At 58.0% G+C, this 13,328-nt stretch carries 10 protein-coding genes and 4 tRNA genes; 5 read left to right on the forward strand and 9 right to left on the reverse strand.

Annotated elements, in window-relative coordinates; translation table 11 throughout:
* Window positions 1-3,915: VCBS domain-containing protein (locus BK662_RS28625; RefSeq protein ID WP_123360323.1), on the forward strand; the 3,915-nt coding region annotated here is incomplete at its 5' end.
* 83 nt (window positions 3,916-3,998) lie between these two features.
* On the opposite strand, the gene BK662_RS28630 is transcribed toward BK662_RS28625, so the two are convergent.
* Window positions 3,999-4,075, reverse strand: a tRNA-Arg gene (locus BK662_RS28630).
* Between the two features lie 292 nt (window positions 4,076-4,367).
* Here BK662_RS28630 and BK662_RS28640 point away from each other — a divergent pair.
* Both BK662_RS28640 and BK662_RS28645 read left to right on the forward strand, forming a co-directional pair.
* Complete coding sequence (locus BK662_RS28640; protein ID WP_123360324.1) at window positions 4,368-4,601, forward strand: hypothetical protein; 234 nt, start codon at window positions 4,368-4,370, stop codon at window positions 4,599-4,601.
* A 22-nt stretch (window positions 4,602-4,623) separates the two neighbouring features.
* A complete protein-coding gene (locus BK662_RS28645) occupies window positions 4,624-4,803 on the forward strand; it encodes a PA3371 family protein (protein WP_123360325.1) in 180 nt (59 codons plus the stop codon).
* On the opposite strand, the gene phnN is transcribed toward BK662_RS28645, so the two are convergent.
* The gene (gene phnN / locus BK662_RS28650) at window positions 4,778-5,350 is read right to left on the reverse strand and encodes a phosphonate metabolism protein/1,5-bisphosphokinase (PRPP-forming) PhnN (RefSeq protein ID WP_123360326.1); all 573 of its coding nucleotides are present in this window, start codon (window positions 5,348-5,350) and stop codon (window positions 4,778-4,780) included. The two genes, BK662_RS28645 and phnN, sit on opposite strands and share 26 nt — an antisense overlap.
* Window positions 5,351-5,736: 386 nt before the next feature.
* Between phnN and BK662_RS28655 the strand changes: the two genes are divergently transcribed.
* On the forward strand, window positions 5,737-6,063 hold the full coding sequence (locus tag BK662_RS28655; protein ID WP_003178899.1) for an Arc family DNA-binding protein: 327 nt from the start codon (window positions 5,737-5,739) through the stop codon (window positions 6,061-6,063).
* Between the two features lie 104 nt (window positions 6,064-6,167).
* Here the strand turns inward: BK662_RS28655 and mgtE are convergent, their stop codons facing one another.
* Window positions 6,168-7,610 (reverse strand): magnesium transporter, encoded by a 1,443-nt coding sequence (gene mgtE / locus BK662_RS28660; protein WP_123360327.1) that lies wholly within the window; start codon window positions 7,608-7,610, stop codon window positions 6,168-6,170.
* 321 nt (window positions 7,611-7,931) lie between these two features.
* Here mgtE and BK662_RS28665 point away from each other — a divergent pair, with 321 nt between their 5' ends.
* Window positions 7,932-8,447 (forward strand): cell envelope protein SmpA, encoded by a 516-nt coding sequence (locus BK662_RS28665; protein ID WP_123360328.1) that lies wholly within the window; start codon window positions 7,932-7,934, stop codon window positions 8,445-8,447.
* Between the two features lie 19 nt (window positions 8,448-8,466).
* On the opposite strand, the gene BK662_RS28670 is transcribed toward BK662_RS28665, so the two are convergent.
* From BK662_RS28670 to alaS, 6 genes are all read right to left on the reverse strand, one after another.
* Window positions 8,467-8,543 (reverse strand) — tRNA-Arg (locus BK662_RS28670).
* 71 nt (window positions 8,544-8,614) lie between these two features.
* Window positions 8,615-8,691 (reverse strand) — tRNA-Arg (locus BK662_RS28675).
* Between the two features lie 107 nt (window positions 8,692-8,798).
* Window positions 8,799-8,889, reverse strand: a tRNA-Ser gene (locus BK662_RS28680).
* 62 nt (window positions 8,890-8,951) lie between these two features.
* The gene (gene csrA / locus BK662_RS28685) at window positions 8,952-9,140 is read right to left on the reverse strand and encodes a carbon storage regulator CsrA (protein WP_002554426.1); all 189 of its coding nucleotides are present in this window, start codon (window positions 9,138-9,140) and stop codon (window positions 8,952-8,954) included.
* Between the two features lie 186 nt (window positions 9,141-9,326).
* Complete coding sequence (locus BK662_RS28690) at window positions 9,327-10,568, reverse strand: aspartate kinase (RefSeq protein ID WP_105346344.1); 1,242 nt, start codon at window positions 10,566-10,568, stop codon at window positions 9,327-9,329.
* A gap of 90 nt (window positions 10,569-10,658) precedes the next feature.
* Window positions 10,659-13,283 (reverse strand): alanine--tRNA ligase, encoded by a 2,625-nt coding sequence (alaS, locus tag BK662_RS28695; RefSeq protein WP_123360329.1) that lies wholly within the window; start codon window positions 13,281-13,283, stop codon window positions 10,659-10,661.
* Window positions 13,284-13,328 lie beyond the last annotated feature (45 nt).

Here is a 13,328-nt window from a genome sequence, read left to right on the forward strand (position 1 = left end):
TTCGTCGCCCAGGCCAACACCGGCACCTATGGCCAGTTCTCCATCGGCACTGACGGTGCCTGGAGCTATGTCGCCGATAGTGCGCACAACGAGTTCGTCGCCGGCACCACCTACACCGACACCTTCGCCGTGAGCAGTGCCGACGGCACCGTCACCTCGGTCACCGTGCATATCCTCGGCAGCAACGATGCCGCCGTGTTGTCCGCCGATGTTGCCAACCTGACCGAAACCAATGCGCCGCTGAACACCAATGGCAGCCTGACCATCAGCGACGTCGACAGCCCGGAAACCTTCCAGGCCCAATCCGGCACCGACGGCACCAACGGGACCTTCGCCATCAATACCGCGGGTAACTGGAGCTATACCGCCAACTCAGCCTTCGACACACTGAATGTCGGCGACAGCCTGACCGACACCTTCACGGTACTCAGTGCCGACGGCACCGCGACCGCGGTGACGGTCACTATCAACGGCAGCAACGACGCCGCCGTGCTGTCCTCGGCCAGCGTCACGCTGACCGAAACCAATGCCCCGCTGACCACGGCTGGCACCCTCACCATCAGCGACGTCGACAGCGCCGCAACCTTCCAGGCCCAATCCGGTACCGCCGGCGCCAACGGAACCTTCGCCATCGATGCCGCGGGCAACTGGAGCTATACCGCCAACTCGGCCTTCGACGCGCTTAATGTCGGCGACAGCCTGACCGACACCTTCACGGTACTCAGTGCCGACGGCACCGCGACTGCGGTAACGACGACCATCAACGGCAGCAACGACTCGCCGACAATCACCTCCAACGGCGGTGGTGCGACGGCTTCGGTCAGCGTGGCGGAGAACACCACGGTGGTCACGACAGTGGCGGCGACCGATGCCGATCTGCCAGCGCAAACCCTGAGCTACAGCATCGTTGGCGGAGCGGATGCCGCGAAGTTCTCGATCGTTTCAGGCACAGGCGCGCTGAGCTTTGTTTCTGCGCCCAACTTTGAGGCGCCAACTGATTCAGGAACGAACAACGTCTATGACGTCATCGTGCGGGCATCGGACGGCACGCTGTTTGACGACCAGACGATTGCAGTGACCGTGACGGGAGTCAACGACAACACCCCGACAATCACCTCCAACGGCGGTGGTGCGACCGCTTCGGTCAGCGTGGCGGAGAACACCACGACAGTCACGACCGTGGCGGCGACCGATGCCGATCTTCCGGCGCAAACCCTGAGCTACAGCATCGTCGGCGGAGCGGATGCCGCGAAGTTCTCGATCGTTTCAGGCACGGGCGCATTGAGCTTTATCTCTGCACCCAATTTCGAGGCCCCGACCGATTCGGGAACGAACAACGTCTATGACGTGATTGTGCGGGCATCGGACGGCACGCTGTTTGACGACCAGGCGCTCGCGGTGAGCGTGACGGGCGTCAATGACAACAGCCCGGTGATCACCTCCAACGGTGGTGGTGCGACGGCTTCGGTCAACGTGGCGGAGAACACCACGGCGGTCACGACAGTGACGGCGACCGACGCTGATCTTCCGGCGCAAACCCTGAGCTACTCGATCCTGAATACGGCGGGGACGGACTTCAGCAAGTTCTCGATCAGTTCAAGCGGGGTGCTGACGTTCAATTCGGCGCCGGATTACGAGAATGCCCAGGATGTCGGTGGTGCTGACGGTGACAACGCCTATGTTGTGGACGTTCTGGTGGCGGACGGCAATGGCGGAACCGACACCCAGACAATTACGGTGAATGTGCAGAACGTAGTTGAAACTCCGGTTGATACCGTGGCACCGACGGTGACAGTGACGGGGACTGCCTTAGGGGGTTCGAACGGTTCAACGTCTACGGTCACATTCCAGTTCAGTGAGGTTGTGAGCGGTTTCAACCTTTCGGACGTCACGGTAACTACAACGAGCGGAACGCCCCGCGGAACCTGGAGTAACTTCACGCAGGTAGACGGCGATACCTACACGGCGACGCTGACTAGAACACAATCCGGTGGCGTGAAAATCGATGTTACCGCAAACAGCTACACCGACCTGGCAGGTAATCCTGGTGCTGCCGGGAGCAGCGCAATCCTTCCAGCAGGCGTTGCCGGCGAACCCATCCATCTAGCCCTCAATACTCCATCGGCCGATATTAGCGGCCCGATAACCGTGTCAATCAGCGGTGTTCCCTCGGGATGGATATTCAATGCGGGAACCGACAACGGCGACGGCACCTGGACCGTGCAGACCAGCGATCCTGGCGCATTGACTGTGACAACCCCAAGCGACTTCGCGGGAGCGTTGGTGCTTGATGTCAACATGTACTGGAGCAACAGCGACGGCAGCGACGGTAGCGCCTATGTGTTCAACAACATCGAAGTCTATGCACCCGGCGCGCCGATCTTCGCCTTGTCCGCTGACGACAACCTGACTGGCTCGTCCGGTGCCGATACTTTCGTCTTCGCCCAGCCGATCGGCAACAACCAGATCCACAGTTTCGATATCACGGCAGACAAGATCGACTTGATCGGCTTCACGGGCATCAACGGTTTTGCTGATTTGAGTATCACTAACGACGCCAACGGCAATGCGCTGGTCAGCATCGGCTCCGGCCAGTCGGTCACCCTTAAAGGTGTCGATGCGGCGGACTTGAGTGAAGCGAACTTCCAGTTCGATGCGGACCCGGTCATGACCAATACCGGTACCCTCACCATTGCCGACGGCGCGATCATGCCGTTCGGTGGCAGCATTCATAACAGCGGCACCATCGAACTCGGCTCCACCGGGAGCGAGACCAATCTCGAGATTCTGTTCCGTGGCGCGACCTTGACCGGTGGCGGCCAGGTACTGCTATCCGACAGCGCGCAAAATGTGATTTTCGGCGGCAGCGCCGACACCGTGCTGACCAACGTCGACAACCGCATTTCCGGCGCCGGCCAGTTGGGCGCCGGGCAGCTGGTACTGGTCAATGCGGGGCTGATCCTGGCCAGCGGGCTGAACAGCCTGGTGCTCGACACCGGCAGCCACACCATCACCAACAGCGGGGTGCTGGAGTCCACGGGTGAAGGTGGCATGACGGTCGCCAGTGCGGTCGACAACTCCGGCCACTTATGGGCCAACGGTGGCGACCTGCGCCTGCTGGCCGACGTGATGGGCGACGGCAGCGCCACCATCGACGGCGACGCGACACTGACCTTTTCCGGCGCAGCACACGGGTCTGTCGCCTTCCACGGCGAAGGCGCGGGCACGCTGGTGATCGCACAAGCAGAAGCGGCGGGCTCTCTGGTCGGCATTCTCGGTCTGGAAAGCGATGACATGCTGACCTTCGGCGATCTCGCCTTCGGGGCCAACACCCAGCTCAGCTACAGCGCCAACGCCTCTGGCGCCGGCGGCCTGCTGACGGTGGACGACGGCGTACACCGGGCCGAGGTGAACCTGCTGGGGCACTACACTGTGGATGACTTCCAGGCCACCGACGGCGGCGAGGCCGGTACTACTGTCAGTTACAACGGCGAATCCAGCGGCACACTGGTGGGTAGCATGGAGGCGGACGTACTCAGTGGTAGTGATGGCAACGACATCATCGTGGGTCGTGGCGGGGAGGACACGCTCAGCGGTGGCGCGGGAGCCGATGTGTTCGCCTACCTCAACGTGAATGAAGGCGGCGACCATATTCTCGACTACAGCTTCGCCGAAGGTGACACCGTCGACCTCTCCGCACTGCTCAACGCCAACTTCGTTAGCGGCAGTAGCCAAGTGTCCGACTTTGTCCAACTGGCGCAGTCCGGCAGCGACATCACCGTGAAGGTGGATGCCGATGGCGCAGCCAATGGTACGAACTTCGCCGATGTGGCGGTCCTTGCCAACACGGGCACGAGCGGTACCGATCTGGTGCGTACCTGGTTCGGGGAGGCGGACCATACGCTGACGGCGTGATGTTGGGCTGGAGTTGAATCCACCGCTGCAGACAGCCACAAAAAAGCCCCACCAGATCACTCTGCGTGGGGCTTTCAACTATATGGTGTCCCAGGGCAGGTTCGAACTGCCAACCTTCCCCTTAGGAGGGGGATGCTCTATCCAATTGAGCTACTGAGACACAAGTCACCCGCAAAGGAATGCGGTGCGATAGACGGCGTGCATGTTAACGGGCAGGCCCGCTTTTGTCATGTCGTCCGTAGGGCTTTTTAAGTGTAGGCAGACGCCTCACGGTAGCGTGGCTTTGTTTACCGTGCAAATTGCATCACTGCAAAATGCCATCATTGCAAAATGCAATGCGGGCATTTTGCAAAAATATCTTAATTCATTGTTTTTAAAGAATTTAATAGCCGTTAAACTTTTGGCATGCGGGCTGCTTGGGCTGTTCTCACTGAACACAGGAGGTCAGCCCCATGAACAGCGCTCTGTTAGTCGCAAATGCGGTCGCTTTGGCGGTTCTGATGGGTTTTCATTTCTTCCCCGAAAACGACGTGGCGACGATTGCTCAACGCATCCCCCATTACCTGCAACTGCAAAAAACGCCGCAGTTGGCAGTCGTGAGCGATCAACGCGGTTTTGTCAGCCAAGAGGTGAGCCAGGAGACTATTCAGCTGCGCACACAGTCTTTCGAACGCTTGGTATTTTGAATCACCCCATCAGGAGCACAGCATGTCCAAATCAGCCGCAGGATTTTTCATCCTCGCTTTACTGAGTGGCATCCTTCATCTGTCATTGGTCCAGGACACGGTCGTCACCCTGCCCCTGATTGCTTGCGGCGTGTTCGGTGCGCTGTTCATGCTGGCGCTGATCGCCGGGCGCAAAATCAAGTTCGATCCGGTATTGCGCTGAGGCTCAGCAGCTTCAGAAGATTGGCAACGGTGCCGGCAAGGTCGCCGGAGTTATCGAGTCGGCGGATCTGCATATCACCGATTGAATCATCAGCCGTAAACAGCGCATTACGGTGCAGTCTTGCTTCAATTTCTGCCGGGCTCTCACGCCCCCGCCGTAGCAGACGCTCGCGCAGGGCTTCATCCTTCACCGTCAACAGCACCGGCAATAGCGTGGGATAACGCTGTTGCGCTTCTGCCAGGTGCCCGCGAGAACCGTTGATCAAAACATCGCGACCCTCCGCGAGCCATTGGTCTATGCGCACTGGAATACCGTAATTCAGCCCATTGGCTTGCCACGACAGCGCAAAATCTCCTTTGGCTCTGCGTCGCTCGAACTCTTCGCGGGAAACCTCAATGGCGTCTTCACCCACGGACTCTGCCGAGCGCGTGATAACGCGGCGCACGACTTCACAATTGCCTGCGCGCAACGGCTCGCGAGCGGCTTCGATGAGGCTGTCCTTGCCGGCCCCCGAAGGCCCCATTAAATAAATCAGCCTGCCATCCATCCTTAAATCATCCCGCGCCACGTGCACACACTAGTAAATCGGCCATTTGCCACTATCCTGTATAAGGTAAGGAACAAGGATCGAATCCGCATAGCATGCACCTTCAGGCGTCTTCGGGCATCACCTGTCGGGCAAGAGGACGCGGTCAGCGATACGGACTCATGGATTATTTTCAAACCAGTCCGCATTTCTGGTAAGAGGTGCTGGCATTAAGCCTTTACCCAGATCAATATTTGTCACAGAATTGGCGCCAATGATCTGGCTAATTTGAGGCATGATGCGCGCCTCTATCAATTCAGGTTGAACATTTGGTCGGAGTGCTTGTCCTATCTGACATCCTGCGGCCTATCCCGAGAACCGCTCCCCTGAACTAACCGGTTAAATATATGCGCCCATTGAAACAGGCAATTTATTCCAGCCGTACGGCTGACAAGTTCGTCGTACGTCTGCCAGACGGAATGCGTGAACGCATTGCCGAAGTGGCTCGCAATCATCATCGCAGCATGAACTCCGAAATCATCGCGCGCCTTGAGCAGAGCCTTATTCAGGAAGGCGCGTTGGGTGAAGAATTGAGCATGCGCCTGGACAGCCCCGAGCTGTCATTGCATGAACGCGAACTGCTGCAACGCTTCCGCCAACTCTCCCACCGTCAGCAAAACGCTCTGGTTTCGCTGATTGCCCATGACGCCGAAATGGCCGCAGACGCTTCCTGATTCATCCCGAAAGCTCAAGCCAGCGTAATTGCTGGCTTTTTTTTGCCTGAAATTTGGCTAAAAAAAACCCGCCGATCAGGCGGGTTGTTTTTTGAAGCAGGATGTTAAAGCAGGAAAATCGTCGCCAGCCCGAGGAAGATGAAAAAGCCACCGCTGTCGGTCATGGCAGTGATCATCACACTGGCACCCATTGCCGGGTCGCGTCCAAGCCGCGCCAGGGTCATCGGAATCAAGACCCCCATCAATGCCGCAAGCAACAGGTTAAGCGTCATGGCGGCGGTCATCACCACGCCCAGTGACCAACTGCCATAAAGCAGATAGGCCACCACACCAATTACGCCGCCCCAGACCAGACCATTGATCAAGCCGACCGCCAACTCCTTGCGCATCAGCCGCGACGTATTGCCGGTACTGACCTGGTCCAGCGCCATGGCCCGAACGATCATGGTGATCGTCTGGTTACCCGAGTTGCCACCGATACCGGCAACAATCGGCATCAATGCCGCAAGTGCTACCAGTTTCTCGATAGAGCCTTCGAACAGGCCGATCACCCGCGATGCAATGAACGCAGTGATCAGGTTCACCGCCAGCCAGGCCCAACGGTTGCGCAGGGATTTCCAGACTGACGCGAAAATATCTTCTTCTTCACGCAGACCCGCCATGTTGAGAACTTCGTTTTCGCTCTCTTCACGAATCAGGTCGACCATTTCATCGATGGTCAGACGGCCGATCAGCTTGCCGTTCTTGTCGACCACTGGGGCCGAGATCAAGTCGTAACGTTCGAATGCTTGAGCGGCCTCGTAAGCGTCTTCGTCCGGATGAAAACTCACCGGGTCGCTGGCCATGACTTCCGACACTTGCTTTTCCGGGTCGTTGACCAGCAGACGCTTGATCGGCAACACGCCCTTGAGCACGCCATCGTAATCGACCACGAACAGTTTGTCAGTGTGGCCCGGCAGCTCCTTGAGACGGCGCAGGTAACGCAAAACCACTTCGAGACTGACATCCTCACGGATGGTCACCATCTCGAAGTCCATCAGCGCACCGACCTGATCCTCGTCATAGGACAACGCGGAGCGGACGCGCTCACGCTGTTGTCCATCGAGGGTTTCCATCAGCTCGTGGACGACATCTCGCGGCAGCTCGGAGGCCAGGTCAGCGAGTTCGTCGGCATCCATATCCTTGGCCGCCGCCAGGAGCTCGTGATCATCCATGTCGGCGATCAGGGTTTCACGAACCGAATCAGATACTTCGAGCAGAATGTCGCCGTCGCGATCGGCCTTGACCAATTGCCAGACCGTCAGGCGATCGTCCAGCGGCAAGGCTTCAAGGATGTAGGCAACGTCGGCGGAGTGCAGATCATCGAGCTTGCGTTGCAACTCGACGAGATTTTGCCGGTGAACCAGGTTCTCGACCCGGTCGTGATGCGGACCTTCCTGGCGATGAGTCAGGTCTTCGACCACCCGCTGGCGCTGCAGCAGCTCAACGACTTGAGCGAGGCGGTCCTGCAAGCTTTCCTGCGTTTTCTTTACTTCAACTTCAGACATAGGCGAACTCCACTCCCAGCAGCGGGGCACGCCGGAAGGATCAATCAGTCAATTCATGATTGTAGAAACGGGGTACTGAGTAACTACTGGGTAAGTCCATGGAGGTATTCCACAAGCCCCGGCGGGGCTGACGGGCGCAATGATAACACCGCCTGACGGTTTTAAACGTTAAAAAATCGCGGCTGAAACAAGTGCTTGCGAGACAAAGTTGAGCACCATCCTGATCCATGAAACTGCGACGACTTATCCTGAAAAGAAAACACACTGCCGCCTGAAAATGTAATGACTACCCTTGATGGAGACCATCATGGAGGACGTCGAATGCCATCGATTGCTCGTTATTTACTTGCCGCCCTGCTCTGCCTGCCGTCTCAGGTGCTCGCCACGACCGTTCACCGGTGCGAAGCCACCAATGGGCACATCACCTTCACGACCTTGAGCTGCACGGCCGGAGAAAGCCTCTCACTTCAGGACGTACGCACGTTTTTGCCGGGCAGCGCGACACCCCTGATACCAGAAGCCGAGCTGCGCGAAACACCTGGTACGAAATACCAAAGGAGAGAGCCGACGATCGTTGGTCAGTCCGAGGGCAAATGTGGAAATCTGCTCAGCGCGAAGGAACGCCGCATAGCAATCATCAACCAGCGGGTCGTTGCCGGCATGAGTCAGCAGGACGTCGAAAGCGCTCTGGGCAAACCCGACAAGATCAGCACCCGCAATTCAGCCACAAGCTACCGCTACGACAACAAGCGAGGGCGCAGTGCTCATATCGAGTTCGACGAGAAAGGTTGTACCAAAGGAAAAGCCAAATCGCAGACGGCAAAAAGCCCGCGTTAAACGCGGGCTTTTTGGTGTTTGGTGCACTCGACAGGATTCGAACCTGTGACCGCTCGGTTCGTAGCCGAGTACTCTATCCAGCTGAGCTACGAGTGCATTTGTGTTTTTATACCAGATCACAACTGGTTGAAGCCAAGTTATTCACATTACTGCAAACAACTCTTAAATGGTGCACTCGACAGGATTCGAACCTGTGACCGCTCGGTTCGTAGCCGAGTACTCTATCCAGCTGAGCTACGAGTGCATTTGTTGCCGCGCATTATAGGCCGTTGAATCTTTTTGTAAAGCACTTTTTCTAGTAATTTCAACAACTTACCGAAGAAGCCAGATTACAACGTACTACGCAAATAATGGCGGAGAACGGGGGATTCGAACCCCCGACACCCTTTTGAGGTGTACTCCCTTAGCAGGGGAGCGCCTTCGGCCACTCGGCCAGCTCTCCGCAACACGGGGCGTATCTTAACCAACCTTTTCCCCGTTTGCAAACATAAAAAACGATAAAAATTAATGGCTTGGTTCTTCGTCCTTCTCTTTCTTTATACGCAGGTAAATTTCTTCACGATGCACAGCAACCTCTTTCGGGGCGTTGACACCGATACGCACTTGATTTCCTTTAACGCCGAGCACGGTCACAGTGATTTCGCCATCACCAATAATCAGGCTTTCTGCGCACCGACGAGTCAGAATCAGCATACCTTTCTCCTCACGCATTTCATTTCAGGGACAACAGTCTGCAAAAAAAAGGCATTCGACCTACAACCAGAACGATCGCAGCCCTACATGCCTGAGTATTGACTAGCGCGGGCAAAAGAACAGCTTTGGGCCGCGCCATTCAAAAAAACAAAGGGCGCGGTCAGACCGCGCCCTTCGGGAAACGCATTACTCGCCCTGGCGGGCCGGCGCATCCAGTTCGAAAGCCGTGTGCAGAGCGCGCACAGCCAGTTCCAGGTACTTCTCTTCGATCACCACGGACACCTTGATTTCCGACGTCGAGATCATCTGGATGTTGATGCTCTCTTTCGCCAGGGATTCGAACATACGGCTGGCCACACCTGCATGGGAGCGCATGCCGACGCCGACGATCGAGACCTTGGCAATCTTGGTGTCGCCAACGACTTCACGGGCACCGATCTCGCGAGCGGTGTTTTCCAGCACGGTTTGCGCCGCCTGGTAGTCATTGCGATGCACGGTGAAGGTGAAGTCGGTGGTGTTATCGTGCGCAACGTTCTGCACGATCATGTCGACTTCGATGTTCGCGGCACTGATCGGGCCGAGAATCTTGAACGCCACGCCCGGGGTGTCTGGCACGCCACGGATGGTCAGCTTGGCTTCATCGCGATTGAAAGCGATGCCGGAAATGATCGGCTGTTCCATGGTTTCCTCTTCATCAATAGTAATGAGGGTGCCCGGACCCTCCTTGAAGCTGTGCAGTACGCGCAGCGGAACGTTGTACTTGCCGGCGAATTCCACCGCACGGATCTGCAACACCTTGGAACCGAGGCTGGCCATTTCCAGCATCTCTTCAAAGGTGATCTTGTCCAGGCGCTGAGCCACGGACACCACACGCGGGTCGGTGGTGTAGACGCCGTCGACGTCGGTGTAGATCTGGCATTCGTCAGCCTTCAGGGCTGCCGCCAGCGCCACGCCGGTGGTATCGGAACCGCCACGACCGAGCGTGGTGATATTGCCGTGCTCGTCGACGCCCTGGAAACCGGCGACAACCACCACGCGACCGGCCTTCAGGTCACCGCGAATCTTCTGGTCATCAATCTGCAAGATACGCGCTTTATTGTGTGCGCTATCCGTCAGAATCCGTACCTGATTGCCGGTGTACGACACCGCAGGCACGCCGCGCTTGATCAGCGCCATGGCCAACAGTGCAATCGTCACCTGCTCACCGGTGGAAACGATCACATCCAGTTCGCGGGGAACCGGCTGACCGTCGCCACTGATTTGCTTGGCCAGATCGATCAGACGGTTGGTTTCGCCGCTCATTGCAGACAGCACAACCACCAGGTCATCGCCCGCATCGCGGAATTTCTTAACCTTGTCGGCGACCTGCTCGATTCTCTCGACAGTGCCGACTGAGGTGCCTCCAAATTTCTGTACGATCAAAGCCATTTCAAAGCCGCCTCTGCCCATGAAGGGCGCCCAATAATCACTCAAACAGCGTTCTGGCCCGCCACTAGACCGCGGGCCAGACACACTGCCTTATAAACCCTGCTCTACAAATGGCACAGTCAGGGCCAATGCGGCATCCAGTGCGCCAGCGTCAGTACCACCGCCCTGCGCCATGTCTGGACGACCACCGCCCTTCCCGCCCACTGCCGCAGCAGCCTGCTTCATCAAATCACCGGCTTTGAGTTGGCCAGTCAGGTCTTTGGTCACGCCTGCAACCAGAACGACCTTTTCCTCATGGACACTGCCGAGCAGGATCACTGCGCGGCCGAGTTTGTTTTTCAGCTGATCGACCAGCGCCAGCAGCGCCTTGCCATCCTGCCCGTCCAGACGCACGGCCAGCACTTTCACGCCTTTGACGTCCAGGGCAGAAGCCGACAGATCGTCGCCCGCCGCGCTGGCCGCCTTGGCCTGCAACTGCTCGAGTTGCTTCTCCAGCAGACGGTTGCGCTCCAGCACAGCCGACAGCTTGTCGATCAGGTTATCGCGGCTGCCCTTGACCAGGTTGGCCGCTTCCTTGAGTTGTTCTTCAGCCGCATTCAAGTAGGCCAGCGCTGCTGCGCCGGTCACGGCTTCGATACGACGCACACCGGAAGCGACACCGCCTTCGCTGATGATTTTCAGCAGGCCAATGTCGCCGGTACGGTTGGCGTGAATACCGCCGCACAGCTCGACGGAGAAATCGCCGCCCATGCTCAGCACGCGAACACTGTCGCCGTACTTCTCGCCGAACAGCGCCATGGCGCCTTTCTGCTTGGCGGTTTCGATGTCGGTTTCTTCGGTTTCAACCAGGGAATTCTTGCGAATCTCAGCGTTGACGATGTCTTCCAGTGCCTTCAACTGCTCAGGCTTGATCGCTTCGAAGTGGCTGAAGTCAAAGCGTAGACGCTGACTGTCGACCAACGAGCCTTTCTGCTGAACGTGCTCGCCCAGTACCTGGCGCAATGCGGCGTGCAGCAAGTGAGTGGCGGAGTGGTTCAGCGAAGTCGCGTGACGCACTTCGGCATCGACATGAGCCTCCACCGGAGCACCCACGATCAGGCTGCCCGATGCCAACACACCGTGATGCAGGAACGCGCCGCCGGTCTTGGTGGTGTCGCGCACGTCAAAGCGCGAAGCACCGGCTTGCAGGAAGCCGCAGTCGCCAATCTGACCGCCCGATTCAGCATAGAACGGGGTCTGATTGAGAACGACCACGCCCTCTTCGCCTTCACTTAATACGTCGACCGATTGCCCTTCTTTATAGAGGGCCACAACTTTGGCCGAACCTTTAGTCGCTTCATAGCCGGTGAATTCGGTGGCCACATCAACCTTGACCAGGCTGTTGTAGTCCATGCCGAAGGAACTGGCGGAGCGGGCACGGACGCGCTGGGCTTCCATTTCGCGCTCGAAGCCTTCTTCGTCGATGGTCAGGCTGCGCTCGCGAGCGATGTCGCCGGTCAGGTCCATCGGGAAACCGTAAGTGTCGTAAAGCTTGAACACCACGTCGCCCGGCACCACGTCGCCTTTGAGTTCGGCCAGATCCTGCTCGAGGATCTTCAGGCCCTGCTCCAGGGTCTTGGCGAATTGCTCTTCTTCAGCTTTCAGGACGCGCTCGATGTGCGCCTGTTGGGATTTCAGCTCAGGGAACGCTTCGCCCATCTCGGCGACCAGGGCCGCAACGATCTGGTAGAAGAAGCTGCCCTTGGCGCCCAGTTTGTTGCCGTGACGGCAAGCGCGACGAATGATCCGGCGCAGCACATAACCGCGACCTTCGTTGGACGGCAGCACGCCATCGGCAACCAGGAAGCCGCACGAACGAATGTGGTCAGCCACGACTTTCAGCGACGCCTGAGCGTCGTTGGTGCAACCGATGGCTTTGGCCGATGCGGTCAGCAGGCTCTGGAACAGGTCGATTTCATAGTTCGAGTGAACGTGCTGCAGCACGGCACTGATCCGCTCCAGCCCCATGCCGGTGTCCACCGACGGCGCTGGCAACGGGTGCAACACGCCATCGGCGGTGCGGTTGAACTGCATGAACACGTTGTTCCAGATCTCGATGTAACGGTCGCCGTCTTCTTCCGGCGAGCCCGGTGGGCCACCCCAGATGTCGGCGCCGTGATCATAGAAAATCTCGGTGCAAGGACCGCACGGGCCGGTATCGCCCATGGTCCAGAAGTTATCGGACGCGTACGGCGCGCCTTTGTTGTCGCCGATGCGAACCATGCGCTCGGCTGGCACGCCGATGTCTTTGGTCCAGATGTCGTACGCCTCGTCATCGCTGGCGTAGACGGTGACCCAGAGCTTTTCTTTTGGCAGGTTCAGCCACTTCTCGGAGGTCAGGAAGTTCCAGGCGTAGGTGATGGCGTCACGCTTGAAATAATCACCGAAGCTGAAGTTACCCAGCATTTCGAAGAAGGTATGGTGACGGGCGGTATAACCGACGTTTTCCAGGTCGTTGTGCTTGCCGCCGGCGCGCACGCATTTCTGGCTGCTTACAGCGCGGGTGTACGCGCGCTTTTCCTGGCCCAGAAAGCAGTCCTTGAACTGGTTCATCCCCGCGTTAGTGAACAGCAGGGTTGGGTCGTTGCCCGGAATCAAAGAGCTGGAGGCTACACGGGTGTGGCCTTGCTCTTCGAAGAAGCGAAGGAAGGCTTCACGGATTTCTGCGCTTTTCATTAGGTTCTTCCACGGAGGCTGCGGCCAAAGGCCTGTGCGAAACGT

Source organism: Pseudomonas frederiksbergensis (genome assembly GCF_003732275.1).
Taxonomy (GTDB): Bacteria; Pseudomonadota; Gammaproteobacteria; order Pseudomonadales; family Pseudomonadaceae; genus Aquipseudomonas; species Aquipseudomonas frederiksbergensis_H.